Raw genomic sequence first — 13,456 nt, 5'->3', positions numbered from 1 at the left:
TCCCCCTGAACCCGCGCCCCAACGTCGCTCGGAAGGCTCGCCAGTGTCTGCGCCTGCGCCGTCGCGGCGAGGCCCGAGAAGCCGAGGACCGCGAGGGCGGCGACGGCCGCACGGCGGACCCGGGAGAGCCGACGCGATGCGGGGCCATCGACCAGTCCCTGCATCATGGAAACCGCGAACCGCATCGCTGGGACCCAACCGTTAAGCTCTCGTTAACGAAAGCTCTCACGCCGGAGGGCCGGCGGCAATCCGCGGATTAACAAAAGGTTAATGCTGTGTGCAATGCGGATAAGCGTGGGATCGCCGCCCCGTCGCGAAGCGCGCCGCCAGAGCGCAGAAACGTGAATGCGCACCGACGTGTTCTCTGCCGTGATCCGTCGATATCCCCGAGCCGCGCCACCGAGAAGAACCCTGTGGGCGGCAGGAGGAAGTCGCATGCGGTGCGCAGCAGATTGGGTCGCCGGGATCATCCTGACCGGCCTCGTAGCAGGGACTCTCGGGATGCTTCCGGCCTCGGCAGCCAGTCCGGCCAGCCCGGCCGCCGCGGATCTGAAGAGCGAAGGTCCGACGCAACCGGCCAAGGTCCAGGACGGTCAATACACCGACAAGAACGGCGATCCGACCTACCGCATCACGGACGACGGCAAGAAGGTCGACTGGTACACGATGTCCGGCTACCTGCGATACAACGCGAACTGCATCGTCTGCCACGGGCCGGACGGCATGGGCTCGACCTACGCCCCATCCCTCGTCGATGCCCTGAAGGGCATGGACTACGCGCATTTCGCGGGGATCATCGTCGGCGGCAAGAAGGACGTGAACGCCTCGCAGGAGCTGGTCATGCCGGCCTTCGGGGAGAACCGGAACGTCATGTGCTACATGCCGGACATCTACACCTACCTGCGCGCCCGCTCGGACGGGGCGCTCGGCCGCAACCGGCCGCCCGAGCACGAACCGAAGCCCGCAGCCTTCGAGAAGGCCGAGGACGCCTGCATGAAGTGACGGCCGTGCCTCCGGCGCGGGCTCGTGCCCGGCCCGGACCGGAGGCCATGACGCCCCGTTGCACCGTTCGATTGCACACGACATACTCTGCACAAGACGCTGAAGAGCGAGCACCAAGCTTGCCGAGGGGGTCGCAGGGGATGGAACGTGGCTCAAGGATCGGGAGTGCGCCGCCATCTCTGCGGCATCTGGACGGCCTGGACCGATGCGTCCGAGGCCGCCGATGCGGTCGCGGAGATCGCACGGGCCGTCGGTGACGCGCACCTGTCCCAGATCGTCGTGTTCTTCTCCGCGGATTACGACGCCGAGATCCTCGCCAGCGCCCTGGAGACCCGGTTTCCCGGCGTTCCGGTCGCCGGCTGCTCCATGTCGGGCGGCATCGCGCCGGCCGGCGACATCGACCGCGGCCTCGTCGCCATCGCGTTTCCGGCCGAGCGCTTCCGGATCGTTTCGACGGTCATCGATGCCATCGACCACCTCGACGTGGAGCGGACGGCCTCCGCGGTCCGGGCGCTCCGGCGCACCCTCGACCCGGTGGACCCGTGCCGTGACGTCGAGGCTGGCGCCGGCCACCGCTTCGCCCTGTCCCTGATCGACGGGCTCACCAACGCCGAGGAGACCGTCGTCTCGGCGATCGCCTGGGCGCTCGACGGCATCCCGATCGTCGGCGGTTCGGCGGGCGACGACCTGCGCTTCCGGGACGCTGTGCTGCTCCACGGGGGAAAGATCCACCGCCGGGCGGCGGTCCTTGTCCTCGTCGAGACCGACTTCTCGGTGGAGATCTTCAAGAGCGACAATTTCGAACCGACCCGGACCAAGTTCGTGGTGACCGCCTCGGATGGCGAGCGCCGGACCGTGCACGAACTCAACGCCGAACCGGCGGCCCGGGAATACGCCATGGCGATCGGCCTCGATCCCGAGGGCCTGTCGCCGATGAGCTTCGCCGCCTATCCGCTCGCCGTGAAAGTCGGCGGCGAGTATTTCTGCCGGTCGATCCGGCGGATGAACGAGGATGGCTCCCTCAGCTTCTTCTGCGCGGTGGACGAGGGCGTGGTTCTCACGCTCGCCGAGCCCCGCGACATCGTCGCCTCGACCCGGGCCGAGCTGGCGCGCCTCGACGCGGTGCTCGGCGGAGTCGATCTCATCATCGGATTCGAGTGCGTGCTGCGCCGCTTGGACGCCGAGAGCCGGCAGGTCCGCCACGGCATCGCCGACCTCTACCGGCGCTACAACGTCGTCGGCTTCGAGACCTTCGGCGAGCAGTACCGGGCGATGCACTTGAACCAGACCTTCACGGGCATCGCCATCGGCAAGGGACATGGCACGGCAGAGCCGGCTAAAGCCCAAGTCCCGGTCGCGCCGTGACCCTGCATCCGAAAGGGCTCGAAACCGACGCGTCCCTGCATCGGCGGATCGAGAAGCTCGAGCGCATCAACGCCGCGCTGATGTCCCATGTCGAGCGCACCATGGACCAGCGGGGCAGCGCCTACTCGCTGTTCCAGACCGCGATCATGCTGGAGGGCCGGGTCCGCACACGCACGGAAGAGCTGACCGGGCTGATGCACCGGCTGGAGCGCTCCAACGAGGCGCTGGCCGCCGCTAAAGAGGAGGCTGAGACCGCCAACCGCTCCAAGACCCGCTTCCTGGCTGCGGCGAGCCACGATCTGCTGCAGCCGGTCAACGCCGCCCGCCTGTCGATCTCGGCCCTCGCCGACCTCGACGTGCCGCCGGAGGCGCGCGCCATCGCGGGTCAGGTGGAGCGGGGCCTGCAGACCATCGAGGACCTGATCAAGACGCTGCTCGACATCTCCAAGCTCGACGCCGGCATCGTCCGGCCGCAGATCCAGCCGGTCTTCCTGCCCGAATTGCTGGCGGAACTGGCGGAGAGCTTCAAACCCTTCGCGGAGCGCAAGGGGCTGCGCCTGTCGGTGCGTTGCCCGGACGTCACCGTCGCCAGCGACGTGGTGCTCCTCCAGCGCATCCTCCAGAACCTCGTCTCCAACGCCGTCCGGTACACGAGCACCGGCGGGATCGTCCTGGCGGCCCGGCGGCGGTCCGGCAACGTGCGGGTCGAGGTGACCGATACCGGCTGCGGGATCGCCGCGGAGGAATGCGACCTCGTCTTCGACGAGTTCTTCCGCGGCGGCGCGCGGACCGGCAGCGGCGAGGAGCCAGGCCTCGGCCTCGGCCTGTCGATCGTCCGGCGCATGGCCGTGGCCCTCGACCATCCCCTCAGGCTGCGGTCCCGGGTCGGCCATGGGACCCGGGTCGCCCTGACGCTACCCGTGAGCGCGATCCCGGCCGCCATCGCACCGCCGGCGCCGGTGGCGACCCGGCTCTCGGGCGCGCATGTCCTCGTCGTGGAGAACGACGTGTCCACGGCCGACGCTCTCGCGCGCCTTCTCCAGAACTGGGATGCCCGGGTCTCGACGTTCCGCGATCTCGCCGGGGTGCGGGCCTCCGTCGAGGCCGGGGCCGCGCCGCCGGACATCCTGGTCCTCGACTACCATCTCGACGACGGGGCCTGCGGCCTCGACGTGGCCGCCTACCTCCGGGCGTTGCGGGCGGATCCGCTCCCGGTGATCGTCACCACGGCCGACCATTCCGACGCGGTCGAAGAACGGGTCGCGGCCGCCGGGGCTGAACTCGTGCGCAAGCCGATCAAGCCTGCGCAGCTCCGCTCGCTGCTCACCTACATGCTGGCGTGAGCGGACCCGCGGGCTCCGGGGCCGCCTCAGCGGGGGCGAACAGACGCGCCCGCGCCGTGACATAGGACACACCGCGCCCCTCGACGGACCGCGTGGCCTGCGCGACAGGGATCGGCAGTCCCGGCGCGCCCGCGCCCGGACGTTCCAGCCATCGACGTCACGGAGCCTCCGGACGCCGCAGGAGCGCGCGCGAGAATGGCGCAGGTCCCGACCGGTCCGGCAACCGTCGCGTCGGGCAGTCCCCCGGATGGACTGCCGCCGCGCGAACGCGTCCTGGCGATGGCGGCGATCGCGCTGGCCATGACCATGGCGGTCCTCGACGGGGCGATCGTCAACGTGGCGCTGCCCGTCATGGCCAAGGACCTCGCCGTCAGGCCCGCCGACGCGATCTTCGTGGTCAACGCCTACCAGATCGCCGTGACGGCAAGCCTCCTGCCCTTCGCGGCGCTCGGAGACATCTTCGGTTTCCGGAAGGTCTACCTGCCGGGCCTGGCGGTCTTCGTCGTCGCCTCCCTCGCCTGCGCGGTGGCGCCGAGCCTGCCGCTGCTCATCGCGGCGCGCATCGTCCAGGGACTGGGCGCCGCGGCGATCATGAGCGTCAACATCGGCTTCGTCCGCTTCATTTACCCGCACCGGATGATCGGCCAGGGGGTCGCCAACGTCGCGCTGGTCGTGGCCGTGGCCTCCGCGGCGGGTCCGACCGTCGCGGCGGCGATCCTCTCGGTGGCGACCTGGCCCTGGCTGTTCCTCGTCAACGTCCCGGTGGGCCTGCTGGCGCTCGCGGTGGCCTCCCGCACCCTGCCGGTGACGCCGGCGAGCGGCCGACCCTTCGACATCGTGAGCGCGGTGCTGAACGCCCTGACCTTCGGCCTTCTGATCATCGGCATCGACGGGTTGGGCGATCCGGAGGGTCGGACCATCGCGATCGCCGAACTCGTCGGTGCCCTGGTGATCGGCGCGGTGTTCGTGCGGCGCCAGATCCGGTTGACCGCGCCGCTCCTGCCGGTGGATCTGCTGCGGATCCCGGCTTTCGCTCTGTCGATGGCGACCTCCGTGGCGTCGTTCTGCGCCCAGATGGTGTCCTACGTCGCACTGCCCTTCTACTTTCAGGACGTGCTGCACCTCTCCAGCACGCAGACCGGCTTCCTCCTGACTCCCTGGCCGATCGCGGTGGCGGCGATGGCGCCGGTCTCGGGCCGCCTCGCCGACCGCTATCCCCCCGGGATCCTGGGCGGGATCGGTCTGGCGATGATGGCCGCCGGCCTCGTCTGCGTGACGCTCCTGCCCGCGGCGCCCACGACCGTCGACGTCGTCTGGCGCCTGACCCTTTGCGGCCTGGGCTTCGGCCTGTTCCAATCGCCCAACAACAAGGTGATCGTCACCTCGGCACCGCGCGAGCGCGCCGGCGGGGCCAGCGGGATGCAGTCGACGGCACGGCTCACCGGGCAGTCCCTCGGCGCCGCCCTCGTGGCGGTGATCTTCGGTCTGACCCACGGACTCGGCGCCGAACGGGCCGTGACCCTGTCACTGTCCTGCGCGGTGGCCCTCGCGGTGATCGGCGGCTGCGCCAGCGTCCTGCGGCGGAGTCGGACGGGATAGAGCCGCGCTCGATCGCGCTGCGATCGGGTACGGCTCGAAGCCTTTGTTGCAGCACGCTCCCTTGCGCCGCACCGATGTCCACTCCGGCGGAGCGCGCCTGAGACGGCGCTCGCATGCCACCCGTCGCGCCGGTTTGCGTTGACGCAGCAGATCACCAGCTGGAGCAACCCCATGGATCTCGATCTCACAGGCCGGAAAGCCCTCGTCACCGGCTCGACCGCCGGCATCGGCTTCGCCATCGCCAAGGAACTTTGCGACCTCGGCGCCGAGGTCGGCATCAACGGCCGCACGCCCGAGCGGGTCGAGGCCGCGCTCGGCCAGCTGCGGGGCGCCGCGAAGGCCGGCCGCGCCTTCGCGGCGCCGGGCGACGTGGCCACCGCGGACGGCGTCTCAGCCCTGCTCCGAGCCCWGCCGGCGGTGGACATCCTGGTCAACAACACCGGCATCTTCGAGCCCAAGCCGTTCTTCGAAATTCCGGATGCGGACTGGCAGCGCTTCTTCGACGTCAACGTGATGAGCGGCGTGCGCCTGTCCCGGGCCTATACATCCGGCATGGCGGAGCGGGGCTGGGGCCGGGTGATCTTCATCTCCAGCGAGTCCGGCATCAACACGCCGACCGAGATGGTCCATTATGGGATGACCAAGACCGCGCAGCTCGCGATCTCCCGCGGGCTCGCCCAGACGGTGGCCGGCAGCGGCGTGACCGTGAACAGCGTCCTGCCTGGTCCGACTCTCTCCGAAGGCGTAGCGGAGTTCATGAAGCAGATGGCCGGCGGGACGGCCGATGCCGACCTGGAGGCCATGGGCCGCACGTTCGTTGCGGAGCATCGCCCCTCCTCGCTGATCCAGCGCCTCGCGCGGGTGGAGGAGGTCGCGAACCTCGTCGCCTATCTCTGCAGCCCGGCCGCGAGCGCCACCACCGGCGCCGCCCTCCGGGTTGACGGCGGCGTCCTGCAGGGTCTCGCGTAGATCGAGGGCCGGGGACGGGTCCGGACGGATCCGCTGGCGGTCGCGCAGACAAGCCCGAAATCCGGACCTGCCGGGGCGTCCGGGGAACGCGGACTTCACCGCATCCGGTCGCGCCGACAGGTCTGGATTCCGGGCACTCGCCCGCGGCACACAACGGCGCACCGGCCGCTGGTCCGTTCCGACAGGCGAAGCACGAAAGCTCCTAGAGCCGACCGCCCGGATGAGACACCGGGCTTGGCTCTAGGATGCAATCAGGCCTTCAGGTGGGCAGCGAGATGCTTGTTCATCTCGAACATCGAGCACTTGTCCTTGCCGAAGACCTTCTTGAGCTTGTCGTCGGCAACGATTTCGCGCTTGTTCTCCGGATTCTGAAGATTGTGCTTCTTGATGTATTCCCAAACCTTGCTGACCACCTCACCGCGCGGCAGCGGGCTGGTCCCGACGATGGCGCCGAGTTCGGCCGACGGCTTCAGCGGCTGCTGCAGGGCGTTCGGCTTCGTGCCGGCCGCCTTGGTGGCGGCAGGCTTCGTCGCCTTGGCGGGAGCAGCCTTCTCCGCGGTCTTGGTGGTCTTGGCGGCCGCCTTCGGCGCAGCCTTCTCGGTCTTTGTGGCCATAAACTTCCTCCGGTTCTCGGGCCGCAGGCCGGGGCATGATCGCCCCACGGCCGAGCCAGCATAGCAGCAACTAAGCGGTGCTGCCGCCGTTCCAAGGGGAAATTGCCTTTGCAGCCCCCTCATCCACAACCCACACGCCGCAATCCCCTGTTGGATCGCCCGATCGACGGCGCCGCAAAGTTTATTCACCCCGATGCTGCGCGCGAAACCTACTCTTAACAATCCTGCGCCTGAAGTACGGGCATGTTCGCTCCGGCCCTCACGCTCGCACTCCTGCTCGCCACCGGCCTGATCACGGCCCTCGGCCTCGTGGTCCGAGCCGAGCCGGCTGCGTCCGACTTCGCTCAGGGCCGCGGTCTGGTCTGAGCGTGCCGGGATTGCGATGCCGATCCGCCGGGTGCATCAGCCCGGCGGCATGACCGACCCGATCACCCTCACGAGCCTGGAGAGCACCGCCCACGTCGTCCAGGTCGCGCTCAGTCCCGTCTTCCTGCTCTCGGGCATCGCGACCCTGCTCAACGTCTTCGGTGCCCGGCTCGCCCGGGTGGCGGATCAGGCCGACCATGTCTCCGGCTTGCTGGCCGGCGCGGGCGACGCAGAGCGCCTCCTCCTCGGCCGGCGCCTGGACCGGCTACACCGGCGCTCCCTCGCGCTGGATGCCGCGGTGTTCCTGGCCGCCCTCGGCGGCGTCGCAACCTGCGGCGCGGTGTTGACCCTGTTCGTGGGCGCCCTGCGCGACAACACGGTGGCGACGCTGCTGTTCGGCCTGTTCGGCACGGCGATCCTGTGCACGCTGTGCGCCCTCGTGGCCTTCGGGTTCGAGATGCTTCTGGCCAGCCGCTCGGTCCGCGACCGGATCAATCAGCGGCGGGCGAGCGCCGGCATGCCGTCCGATCCCTGATCGATCGATACCGCCCCAGGCCGTATTCGAGGGCGGAACCGGTCCAGGCCGGCGCGCTTAGTCAGCTGAGGCCCCGCCATGGGAGCCCGATCCGCCCGCACACGGGAAACGACCATGCCGACGGACCTGCCCAACGAACGCGCCCTCAGGAAGCCCGGCACACTCGAACTCGATCCCGCCGGCGAAGGGGTCGCCATCGACGAGACCCCCCGGCTGATCGCGTCCAACAAGGTCGAGGGAACAGCCGTATACGACCGGACCGGTCGTCATCTCGGGGCCGTCCACAATTTCATGGTGGACAAAGTCTCAGGGCAGGTCGCCTACGCCGTGCTCGCCTTCGGGGGCTTTCTCGGACTGGGCGAGACCCACCATCCGCTGCCCTGGAAGGCGCTCACTTACAGCACGGAACTGGGCGGCTACGTGGTCGACATCGACCCGGGCGTGTTGGCCGGGGCGCCGAGCCACGGGGCCGCGGAGGACGGGTTCGCAGACACGTCCTACCGCGATCGGATCGAGGCCTTCTACGCCCAGCACGAGCCCACCGCCTGAGCGGGCGCCACCGCGCGCGGGATCGAGGTGCGATGGATCGAAGCGCGACGCTCGGCGGCTCAGAATTTCCCGCCGAGACCGACGCTGCCGCCGGGGGAGAGCATCGGACCCATCGACCCGCTGCCGCCGCTGCCGCCGACGGCCGCGTTTCCACCATCGAGGTCTTCGCGCCGGATCCGGCGCTCGCCGCTGTCGGCGGTCCGCGTCGCGCCGCCGGCGCTCTTGGGGATCGCCAGTTGCCGGGTCGGCGCGGTCTGGAGCGGCTGCCCGTCGGCATCGACCGTGGCGTTGCGCGGCTCGCGGTTCGGCATGGACCCGCGCAGCGAAGGCGGCAGCCCGACCTCCGTCGCCGGCATGACGCCTCCGCCGCCGCCCAGCGCCTGACACCCGGCCACGAGGCCGGCCAGGGCGGCGGCGAGCGCGAGGCCGCGCGCTGCGGCGCTTCTCGACGTGGTGAGGGTCGACATCGTGAGGTCCTCGATCGTGGCCGCGGTGCCATCCGCGGCTCGCATGGGCTTCTGCGCGGTTGTCTACGCTGGCGATGCGGCGAAAACCAGACATCCCCACGGCTGCACGGGGGATGGTCGCGAAGCCCCGCGCGCGCCGACTGACCTAAGCGCGGATCGAGGCTTGCTGTCGGGACGCCGCGGTCCATAACTTCGCCCAGGTCCTGCGGCACGACGCCATCCGCAGGCCGGGTCCTGCCGGCGGCGGATCCGGGACCGGCCGTACGGTCGCGGCTGCACCGGCGCGCCGATGCAGCCCGGCCTTTCCTCAGAGGACGACGCGTGTTCAGAACCAAGCGGATGATCGTGGCCGTGACGCTCGCCCTCTGGGCGTCGGGTGCTGCGGCGCAGGTCCAGGCGAGCGGCAGCGAGGGTGCGGCCGCCCAAGCCCCGCCGCAGGCTCCAGCCGCGAATTCTCCGGCGAATCCGGCCCCCGTTCCGCCGGCGGCCGCCCCGCCACCGCCCAACGCAGGCACGCCGGCCCCGTCGCCCCAGGCTCAGCAGCAGGGCACGCCGGCCACGGTCCTCGACACCCAGGATTACGAGAGCCTGCTCGGCCGCAGCGTGCGCAGCGCCGGTGGCGACGAACTGGGACGGGTCATCGACATCATCGTCGACAAGGACGGCCACCCGCGTGCCGCCATCATCGATTTCGGGGGGTTCCTCGGGGTCGGCACCCGCAAGATCGCCGTGGACTGGCGTGCCCTGCGTTTCACCCCGGATGGCGGCAAGGAGCGCAAGCTGTCGGTCGCGCTCACCCGCAACCAGGTCCGCGTCTCGCCGGAATACAAGGCCGGCGAGCCGATCGTGGTTCTGGGTCCGGCCAGCCCGGCCGCGCCCGCAGCCGAAGGCGAGCAGGCGGCCACCCCGTCCGTCGCGGCACCGGCTGCTCCGGCACCCGCGCTGCCGCAGGCGGCTCCACCCGCGCCCCTTCCGGCATCGACGAACCCGGGCGCCCCCGGCTCGCACACTGCGGCACCGGCCGCCGCGACCCCGTCTGCGCCCATCCTGCCCCCGGAGAAGGCGCCGGATAAGTGACGGTGGCCCGGTTGAAGGTTCGAACCGCCGTCTCCCCCCGCGAGCGCGAGGTGCCCCGGCAGGACATCCGTTCCCGTCCCGTCCGCCTGAAGGATCAGGGAGCCGAGGCCGCACGTACGCCGTCGGCTCCGGCCGCCCCCGCCGGGCGCGCGATCTCGGCGGCGAGCCGCCACGGCCTCGATGCCTTCACGTTCTTCGTGGCCAACCTGCAGACGGGGTTCGGTCCGTTCCTGGCCGTCTACTTCTCGCAGGCCAAGTGGACCCAGTCCGACATCGGCTTCGCCCTCACCGTCGGCAGCCTCGTCGCGCTGCTGGGGCAGGTCCCGGGGGGGGCCTTCGTCGACGTCGTGCGCTCGAAGCGGTTCGCCGCCGCCGTGGCGGTGATCGGGATCGCGGGCAGCGCCTTCGCCCTGGCAATCTGGCCGAGCTTCCTCGTGGTGCTCCTGGCGATGGCCCTGCATTCGGCCGCTAGCTGCGTGCTGACGCCGGCCATTGCGGCGATCAGCATCGGCCTCGTCGGGCGCGCCCGGGCTGGCGAGCGCCTGGGCCGCAACGCGAGCTTCGCGGCCCTCGGCAACGCCCTCGGCGCCGCCGGGATGGGTGCCATCGGCTACTACCTATCGAACGGCGCGGTCTTCTATCTCACCGCCGCGCTCGGGATCCCGGCGGTGATCGCGCTGGCCCGCATCCGCGCCCAAGACATCGATCCTGGCGTGTTCCAGCAGCCGGCCGCGATCCAAGAGTCTCGGGCCTCCGGCCATGATGGGGTCCGGGCGCTGCTGACCAACCGCGGGCTGCTGTGCTTCGCGGGCTGCATGGTTCTGTTCTTCCTCGCCAACGCCGCGATGCTGCCCCTCGTCGGCAGCGTCCTGACCCTGCGGGCGAGCGAGACCGCCACCGCGCTGGTGGCCGCCTGCATCATGGTCCCCCAGGCGGTGCTGGCGGTCAGCGCCCCGGCGGTCGGGCGAGCCGCCGAGCGGTTCGGTCGCTACCCGGTGCTGCTGATCGGCTTCGGCGCGCTGCCCGTTCGCGGCCTGCTGCTGGCCTACACGACCAACCCCTACGGCCTCGTCGCCATCCAGGTCCTCGACGGGATCTCCGCCTCGGTCCTCGGCGTGATGGTGCCGCTGATCGTGTCGGACCTAACCCGCGGCACGGGGCGCTTCAACCTCGCCCTCGGCGCGGTCGGCACCGCCATGGGGATCGGCGCAGCCCTCTCGACCTCGCTGGCGGGCATCATGGCCGATCATCTCGGCAGCCACAGCGCCTTCCTGGGCCTCGCCGTCATGGGCTTCGCGGCCTTCATGCTCGTGGCGCTGATCATGCCGGAGACGCGCCAGACCGATGCCGCGACCTGACGGGCCGCGGCATCAGATTCGCTTGGGTGTTTCCGAGCCGCTCAAGCGGCATTCAGGTTTGGCCGATAAAAGCGCACGGAAGGCGCGGGCCGGTGAAACAATGGCAACGCTCTCGCGTTGGCGCTGCGGGTCAGACTGCGCCCGCGCTGCACTCCGCCTCAGCCCATAAGCCAAAGCCGCGCGAATACGGAATGGTCACCGCGATGGAAGAGCTGCACCGATACGCCGAGAGGCCCTTCGCCTTCGTCGCGCGGTACCTCCGCCGCCGCTGGCTGCCGCACTTGGTCATCCTGATCTCCGTGCTGGGCGCCGTCGGCTTCTCGGTCTCCACCGATTACGCCCTCAAGGGCGTGGTCGATGCCCTGACCAAGGGTCCGGGGCCGAGCAACACGGTCGTCTGGAGCGCGCTCGCGGTCCTGATCGCCTTCATCGCCGCCGACAACTTGCTCTGGCGCGTGGCGGCACTGACGGGCGCCTTTACCTTCGTAGGCATCACCGGCGACATCCGGCGCGACCTGTTCCGGCACATGACCGGCCATTCCCCGACCTTCTTCTCCGACCGGCAGCCGGGCACACTCGCGTCGCGCATCACGGCGACCTCGAACGCGATCTTCACGGTCGAGAACATGTTCGTGTTCAACGTGATGCCGCCGACGGTCGCGGCCTTCGGGTCGATCGCCTACATCGCCACCGTCAACCTCACCATGGCGGGAATCCTGGCGGGGGTGTTCGCCGCCGTCGTCGTGCTGATGTTCAAGATGGCAGCGGCCGGCAAGCCGCTGCACCACGACTTTGCCGCCAAGGCGGCCTCCGTGGACGGCGAGATGGTCGATCTCGTCGGCAACATGTCCCTTGTGCGCGCCTTCTCGGCGTTCAAGCGCGAGGGCCAGCGCTTCGAGGGCACGATCGCCACCGAGATGCGCGCGCGCCGCTCGTCGCTGCTCTACCTCGAGAAGCTGCGCATCGTTCACGCCGTGCTCACCGTGCTGGCGGTGTTCGGCCTGCTCTACTGGGCGATCCAGATGTGGGAGGCCGGCCAGGCGACCAATGGTCAGGTGGTTCTGGTCTGCACCCTCGGCATCCGCATCCTCGCCGCCACCCGCGACCTCGCCGTCGCGCTGGTCGACGCGACGCAGCACACCGCCCGCCTCGCGGAGGCGCTGCACACCCTGCTGCAGCCCCACGATCTCGTGGATCATCCCGAGGCGCAGCCCCTCAGCGGCCAGGGCGCCAAGATCGAGTTCGAGCACGTCGCCTTCAGCTATCCGGACGGGCGCCCGGTCTTCACGGATTTCGACCTCGCGATCGAGCCGGGCCAGCGCGTCGGCCTCGTCGGCAAGTCCGGCGGCGGCAAGTCGACCCTGTTCTCGCTGATCCAGCGGTTCTACGACGTGCAGAGCGGGGCGATCCGCATCAACGGCCAGGGCATCGAGCGGGTCACCCAGGAATCCCTGCGCGAGGCGATCACGGTGGTGCCGCAGGACGTCTCGATGTTCCATCGGTCCCTGCGCGAGAACATTCGCTACGGCCGGCCCGAGGCCACCGACGAGGAGGTCTGGCAGGCGGCCGAGGCCGCACACTGCACCGACTTCATCAAGGCCCTCCCGGAGGGCTTCGACACGATCGTCGGCGACCGCGGGGTGAAGCTGTCGGGCGGCCAGCGCCAGCGCATCGCCATCGCGAGGGCCATCCTGAAGAATTCGCCGATCCTGCTCCTCGACGAGGCCACCTCGGCGCTGGACGCCGAATCCGAGCAGGCGATCCGCCACGCGCTCGCCAACCTGATGAAGGGCCGGACCGTCATCGCCATCGCGCACCGCCTCTCGACGCTCCAGGATTTCGACCGAATCGTCGTGCTGGAAGGCGGCCGCATCGCACAGGACGGCTCGCCCGACAAGCTGACCCATCTCGACGGCTTCTTCCGGGAGCTGATGAAGAAGGAAACCATGGCGACGTCGCTCGCCGCTGCCTGATCCTGCCGGCCACGTCCGAGCCCGTCATCGCGGCCCCAGCGAGGGGCTCCGTTTCAAGGCGACGGCGGTGGGGGGTCGCACCGGCCGGATGAGGTCGCCGTGATCGTACGGATTACCGCGCCGTTCGGCGTCGCGCCGCTGAAGGCTGCTTGGTCGGCGCCGCATGTTCGGCCCGCCCCCGTTTTCACAGGCGCCGGGCGCTGCTAGATCACGCGGCGGCTGGACCAGACCTTGCGTCG

General features: G+C 70.1%; 13 protein-coding genes and 1 pseudogene. 11 read left to right on the top strand and 3 right to left on the bottom strand.

Annotated elements, in window-relative coordinates; all coding sequences use genetic code 11:
* Window positions 1-185, bottom strand: a pseudogene (locus ACXJKQ_RS23185) (transglutaminase-like cysteine peptidase); the annotation flags it as partial.
* Between the two features lie 250 nt (window positions 186-435).
* Between ACXJKQ_RS23185 and ACXJKQ_RS23180 the strand changes: the two are divergent.
* The 5 genes from ACXJKQ_RS23180 to ACXJKQ_RS23160 all read left to right on the top strand — a co-directional run bounded on the left by ACXJKQ_RS23180 (window position 436) and on the right by ACXJKQ_RS23160 (window position 6,278).
* Complete coding sequence (locus ACXJKQ_RS23180) at window positions 436-1,002, top strand: c-type cytochrome, methanol metabolism-related (protein ID WP_457108049.1); 567 nt, start codon at window positions 436-438, stop codon at window positions 1,000-1,002.
* 165 nt (window positions 1,003-1,167) lie between these two features.
* On the top strand, window positions 1,168-2,367 hold the full coding sequence (locus ACXJKQ_RS23175) for an FIST signal transduction protein (protein WP_457108048.1): 1,200 nt from the start codon (window positions 1,168-1,170) through the stop codon (window positions 2,365-2,367).
* On the top strand, window positions 2,364-3,710 hold the full coding sequence (locus ACXJKQ_RS23170; RefSeq protein ID WP_457108047.1) for an ATP-binding response regulator: 1,347 nt from the start codon (window positions 2,364-2,366) through the stop codon (window positions 3,708-3,710). The genes ACXJKQ_RS23175 and ACXJKQ_RS23170 overlap by 4 nt, the downstream gene beginning before the upstream one ends.
* Before the next feature lie 195 nt (window positions 3,711-3,905).
* Entirely contained in the window at window positions 3,906-5,309 is a 1,404-nt protein-coding gene (locus ACXJKQ_RS23165) for an MFS transporter (RefSeq protein ID WP_457108046.1), read from the top strand.
* 171 nt (window positions 5,310-5,480) lie between these two features.
* Window positions 5,481-6,278, top strand: coding sequence for an SDR family NAD(P)-dependent oxidoreductase (locus ACXJKQ_RS23160; protein WP_457108045.1), 798 nt, complete (start codon window positions 5,481-5,483; stop codon window positions 6,276-6,278).
* A gap of 251 nt (window positions 6,279-6,529) precedes the next feature.
* On the opposite strand, the gene ACXJKQ_RS23155 is transcribed toward ACXJKQ_RS23160, so the two are convergent.
* Window positions 6,530-6,892 carry an SWIB/MDM2 domain-containing protein gene (locus ACXJKQ_RS23155; protein WP_457108044.1) on the bottom strand — a complete coding sequence of 121 codons (363 nt, stop codon included), beginning with the start codon at window positions 6,890-6,892 and terminating at the stop codon, window positions 6,530-6,532.
* Window positions 6,893-7,135: 243 nt separating this feature from the next.
* On the opposite strand from ACXJKQ_RS23155, the gene ACXJKQ_RS23150 reads away from it, so the two are divergent.
* From ACXJKQ_RS23150 to ACXJKQ_RS23140, 3 genes are all read left to right on the top strand, one after another.
* Window positions 7,136-7,258: a hypothetical protein gene (locus tag ACXJKQ_RS23150; RefSeq protein WP_457108043.1), complete on the top strand. Its 123-nt coding sequence runs from the start codon at window positions 7,136-7,138 to the stop codon at window positions 7,256-7,258.
* Window positions 7,259-7,307: 49 nt separating this feature from the next.
* On the top strand, window positions 7,308-7,793 hold the full coding sequence (locus tag ACXJKQ_RS23145; protein WP_457108052.1) for a DUF2721 domain-containing protein: 486 nt from the start codon (window positions 7,308-7,310) through the stop codon (window positions 7,791-7,793).
* Window positions 7,794-7,907: 114 nt separating this feature from the next.
* Window positions 7,908-8,342, top strand: a complete 435-nt coding sequence (locus ACXJKQ_RS23140; RefSeq protein ID WP_457108042.1) for a PRC-barrel domain-containing protein — start codon at window positions 7,908-7,910, stop codon at window positions 8,340-8,342.
* Between the two features lie 59 nt (window positions 8,343-8,401).
* Here the strand turns inward: ACXJKQ_RS23140 and ACXJKQ_RS23135 are convergent, their stop codons facing one another.
* Window positions 8,402-8,809 carry a hypothetical protein gene (locus ACXJKQ_RS23135; protein WP_457108051.1) on the bottom strand — a complete coding sequence of 136 codons (408 nt, stop codon included), beginning with the start codon at window positions 8,807-8,809 and terminating at the stop codon, window positions 8,402-8,404.
* Window positions 8,810-9,130: 321 nt separating this feature from the next.
* On the opposite strand from ACXJKQ_RS23135, the gene ACXJKQ_RS23130 reads away from it, so the two are divergent.
* The 3 genes from ACXJKQ_RS23130 (at window position 9,131) to ACXJKQ_RS23120 (ending at window position 13,217) form a co-directional block, all read left to right on the top strand.
* Window positions 9,131-9,886, top strand: coding sequence for a PRC-barrel domain-containing protein (locus tag ACXJKQ_RS23130; RefSeq protein WP_457108041.1), 756 nt, complete (start codon window positions 9,131-9,133; stop codon window positions 9,884-9,886).
* Window positions 9,883-11,244, top strand: a complete 1,362-nt coding sequence (locus ACXJKQ_RS23125) for an MFS transporter (protein WP_457108040.1) — start codon at window positions 9,883-9,885, stop codon at window positions 11,242-11,244. Before ACXJKQ_RS23130 ends, ACXJKQ_RS23125 begins: the two co-directional genes overlap by 4 nt.
* Window positions 11,245-11,447: 203 nt before the next feature.
* The gene (locus ACXJKQ_RS23120) at window positions 11,448-13,217 is read left to right on the top strand and encodes an ABC transporter ATP-binding protein (RefSeq protein ID WP_457108039.1); all 1,770 of its coding nucleotides are present in this window, start codon (window positions 11,448-11,450) and stop codon (window positions 13,215-13,217) included.
* Window positions 13,218-13,456: the final 239 nt, after the last annotated feature.

This window comes from Methylobacterium sp. P5_C11 (assembly GCF_054049775.1).
This window is presented reverse-complemented; position numbering and strand designations above follow the sequence as displayed.

Bases quoted from the DNA above. Each gene is read 5' to 3' on its own strand.
- ACXJKQ_RS23145 (WP_457108052.1), top strand. From the start codon at position 7,308: ATGACCGACCCGATCACCCTCACGAGCCTGGAGAGCACCGCCCACGTC.
- ACXJKQ_RS23135 (WP_457108051.1), bottom strand. From the start codon at position 8,809: ATGTCGACCCTCACCACGTCGAGAAGCGCCGCAGCGCGCGGCCTCGCG.
- ACXJKQ_RS23180 (WP_457108049.1), top strand. From the start codon at position 436: ATGCGGTGCGCAGCAGATTGGGTCGCCGGGATCATCCTGACCGGCCTC.
- ACXJKQ_RS23140 (WP_457108042.1), top strand. From the start codon at position 7,908: ATGCCGACGGACCTGCCCAACGAACGCGCCCTCAGGAAGCCCGGCACA.
- ACXJKQ_RS23165 (WP_457108046.1), top strand. From the start codon at position 3,906: ATGGCGCAGGTCCCGACCGGTCCGGCAACCGTCGCGTCGGGCAGTCCC.
- ACXJKQ_RS23155 (WP_457108044.1), bottom strand. From the start codon at position 6,892: ATGGCCACAAAGACCGAGAAGGCTGCGCCGAAGGCGGCCGCCAAGACC.
- ACXJKQ_RS23120 (WP_457108039.1), top strand. From the start codon at position 11,448: ATGGAAGAGCTGCACCGATACGCCGAGAGGCCCTTCGCCTTCGTCGCG.
- ACXJKQ_RS23150 (WP_457108043.1), top strand. From the start codon at position 7,136: ATGTTCGCTCCGGCCCTCACGCTCGCACTCCTGCTCGCCACCGGCCTG.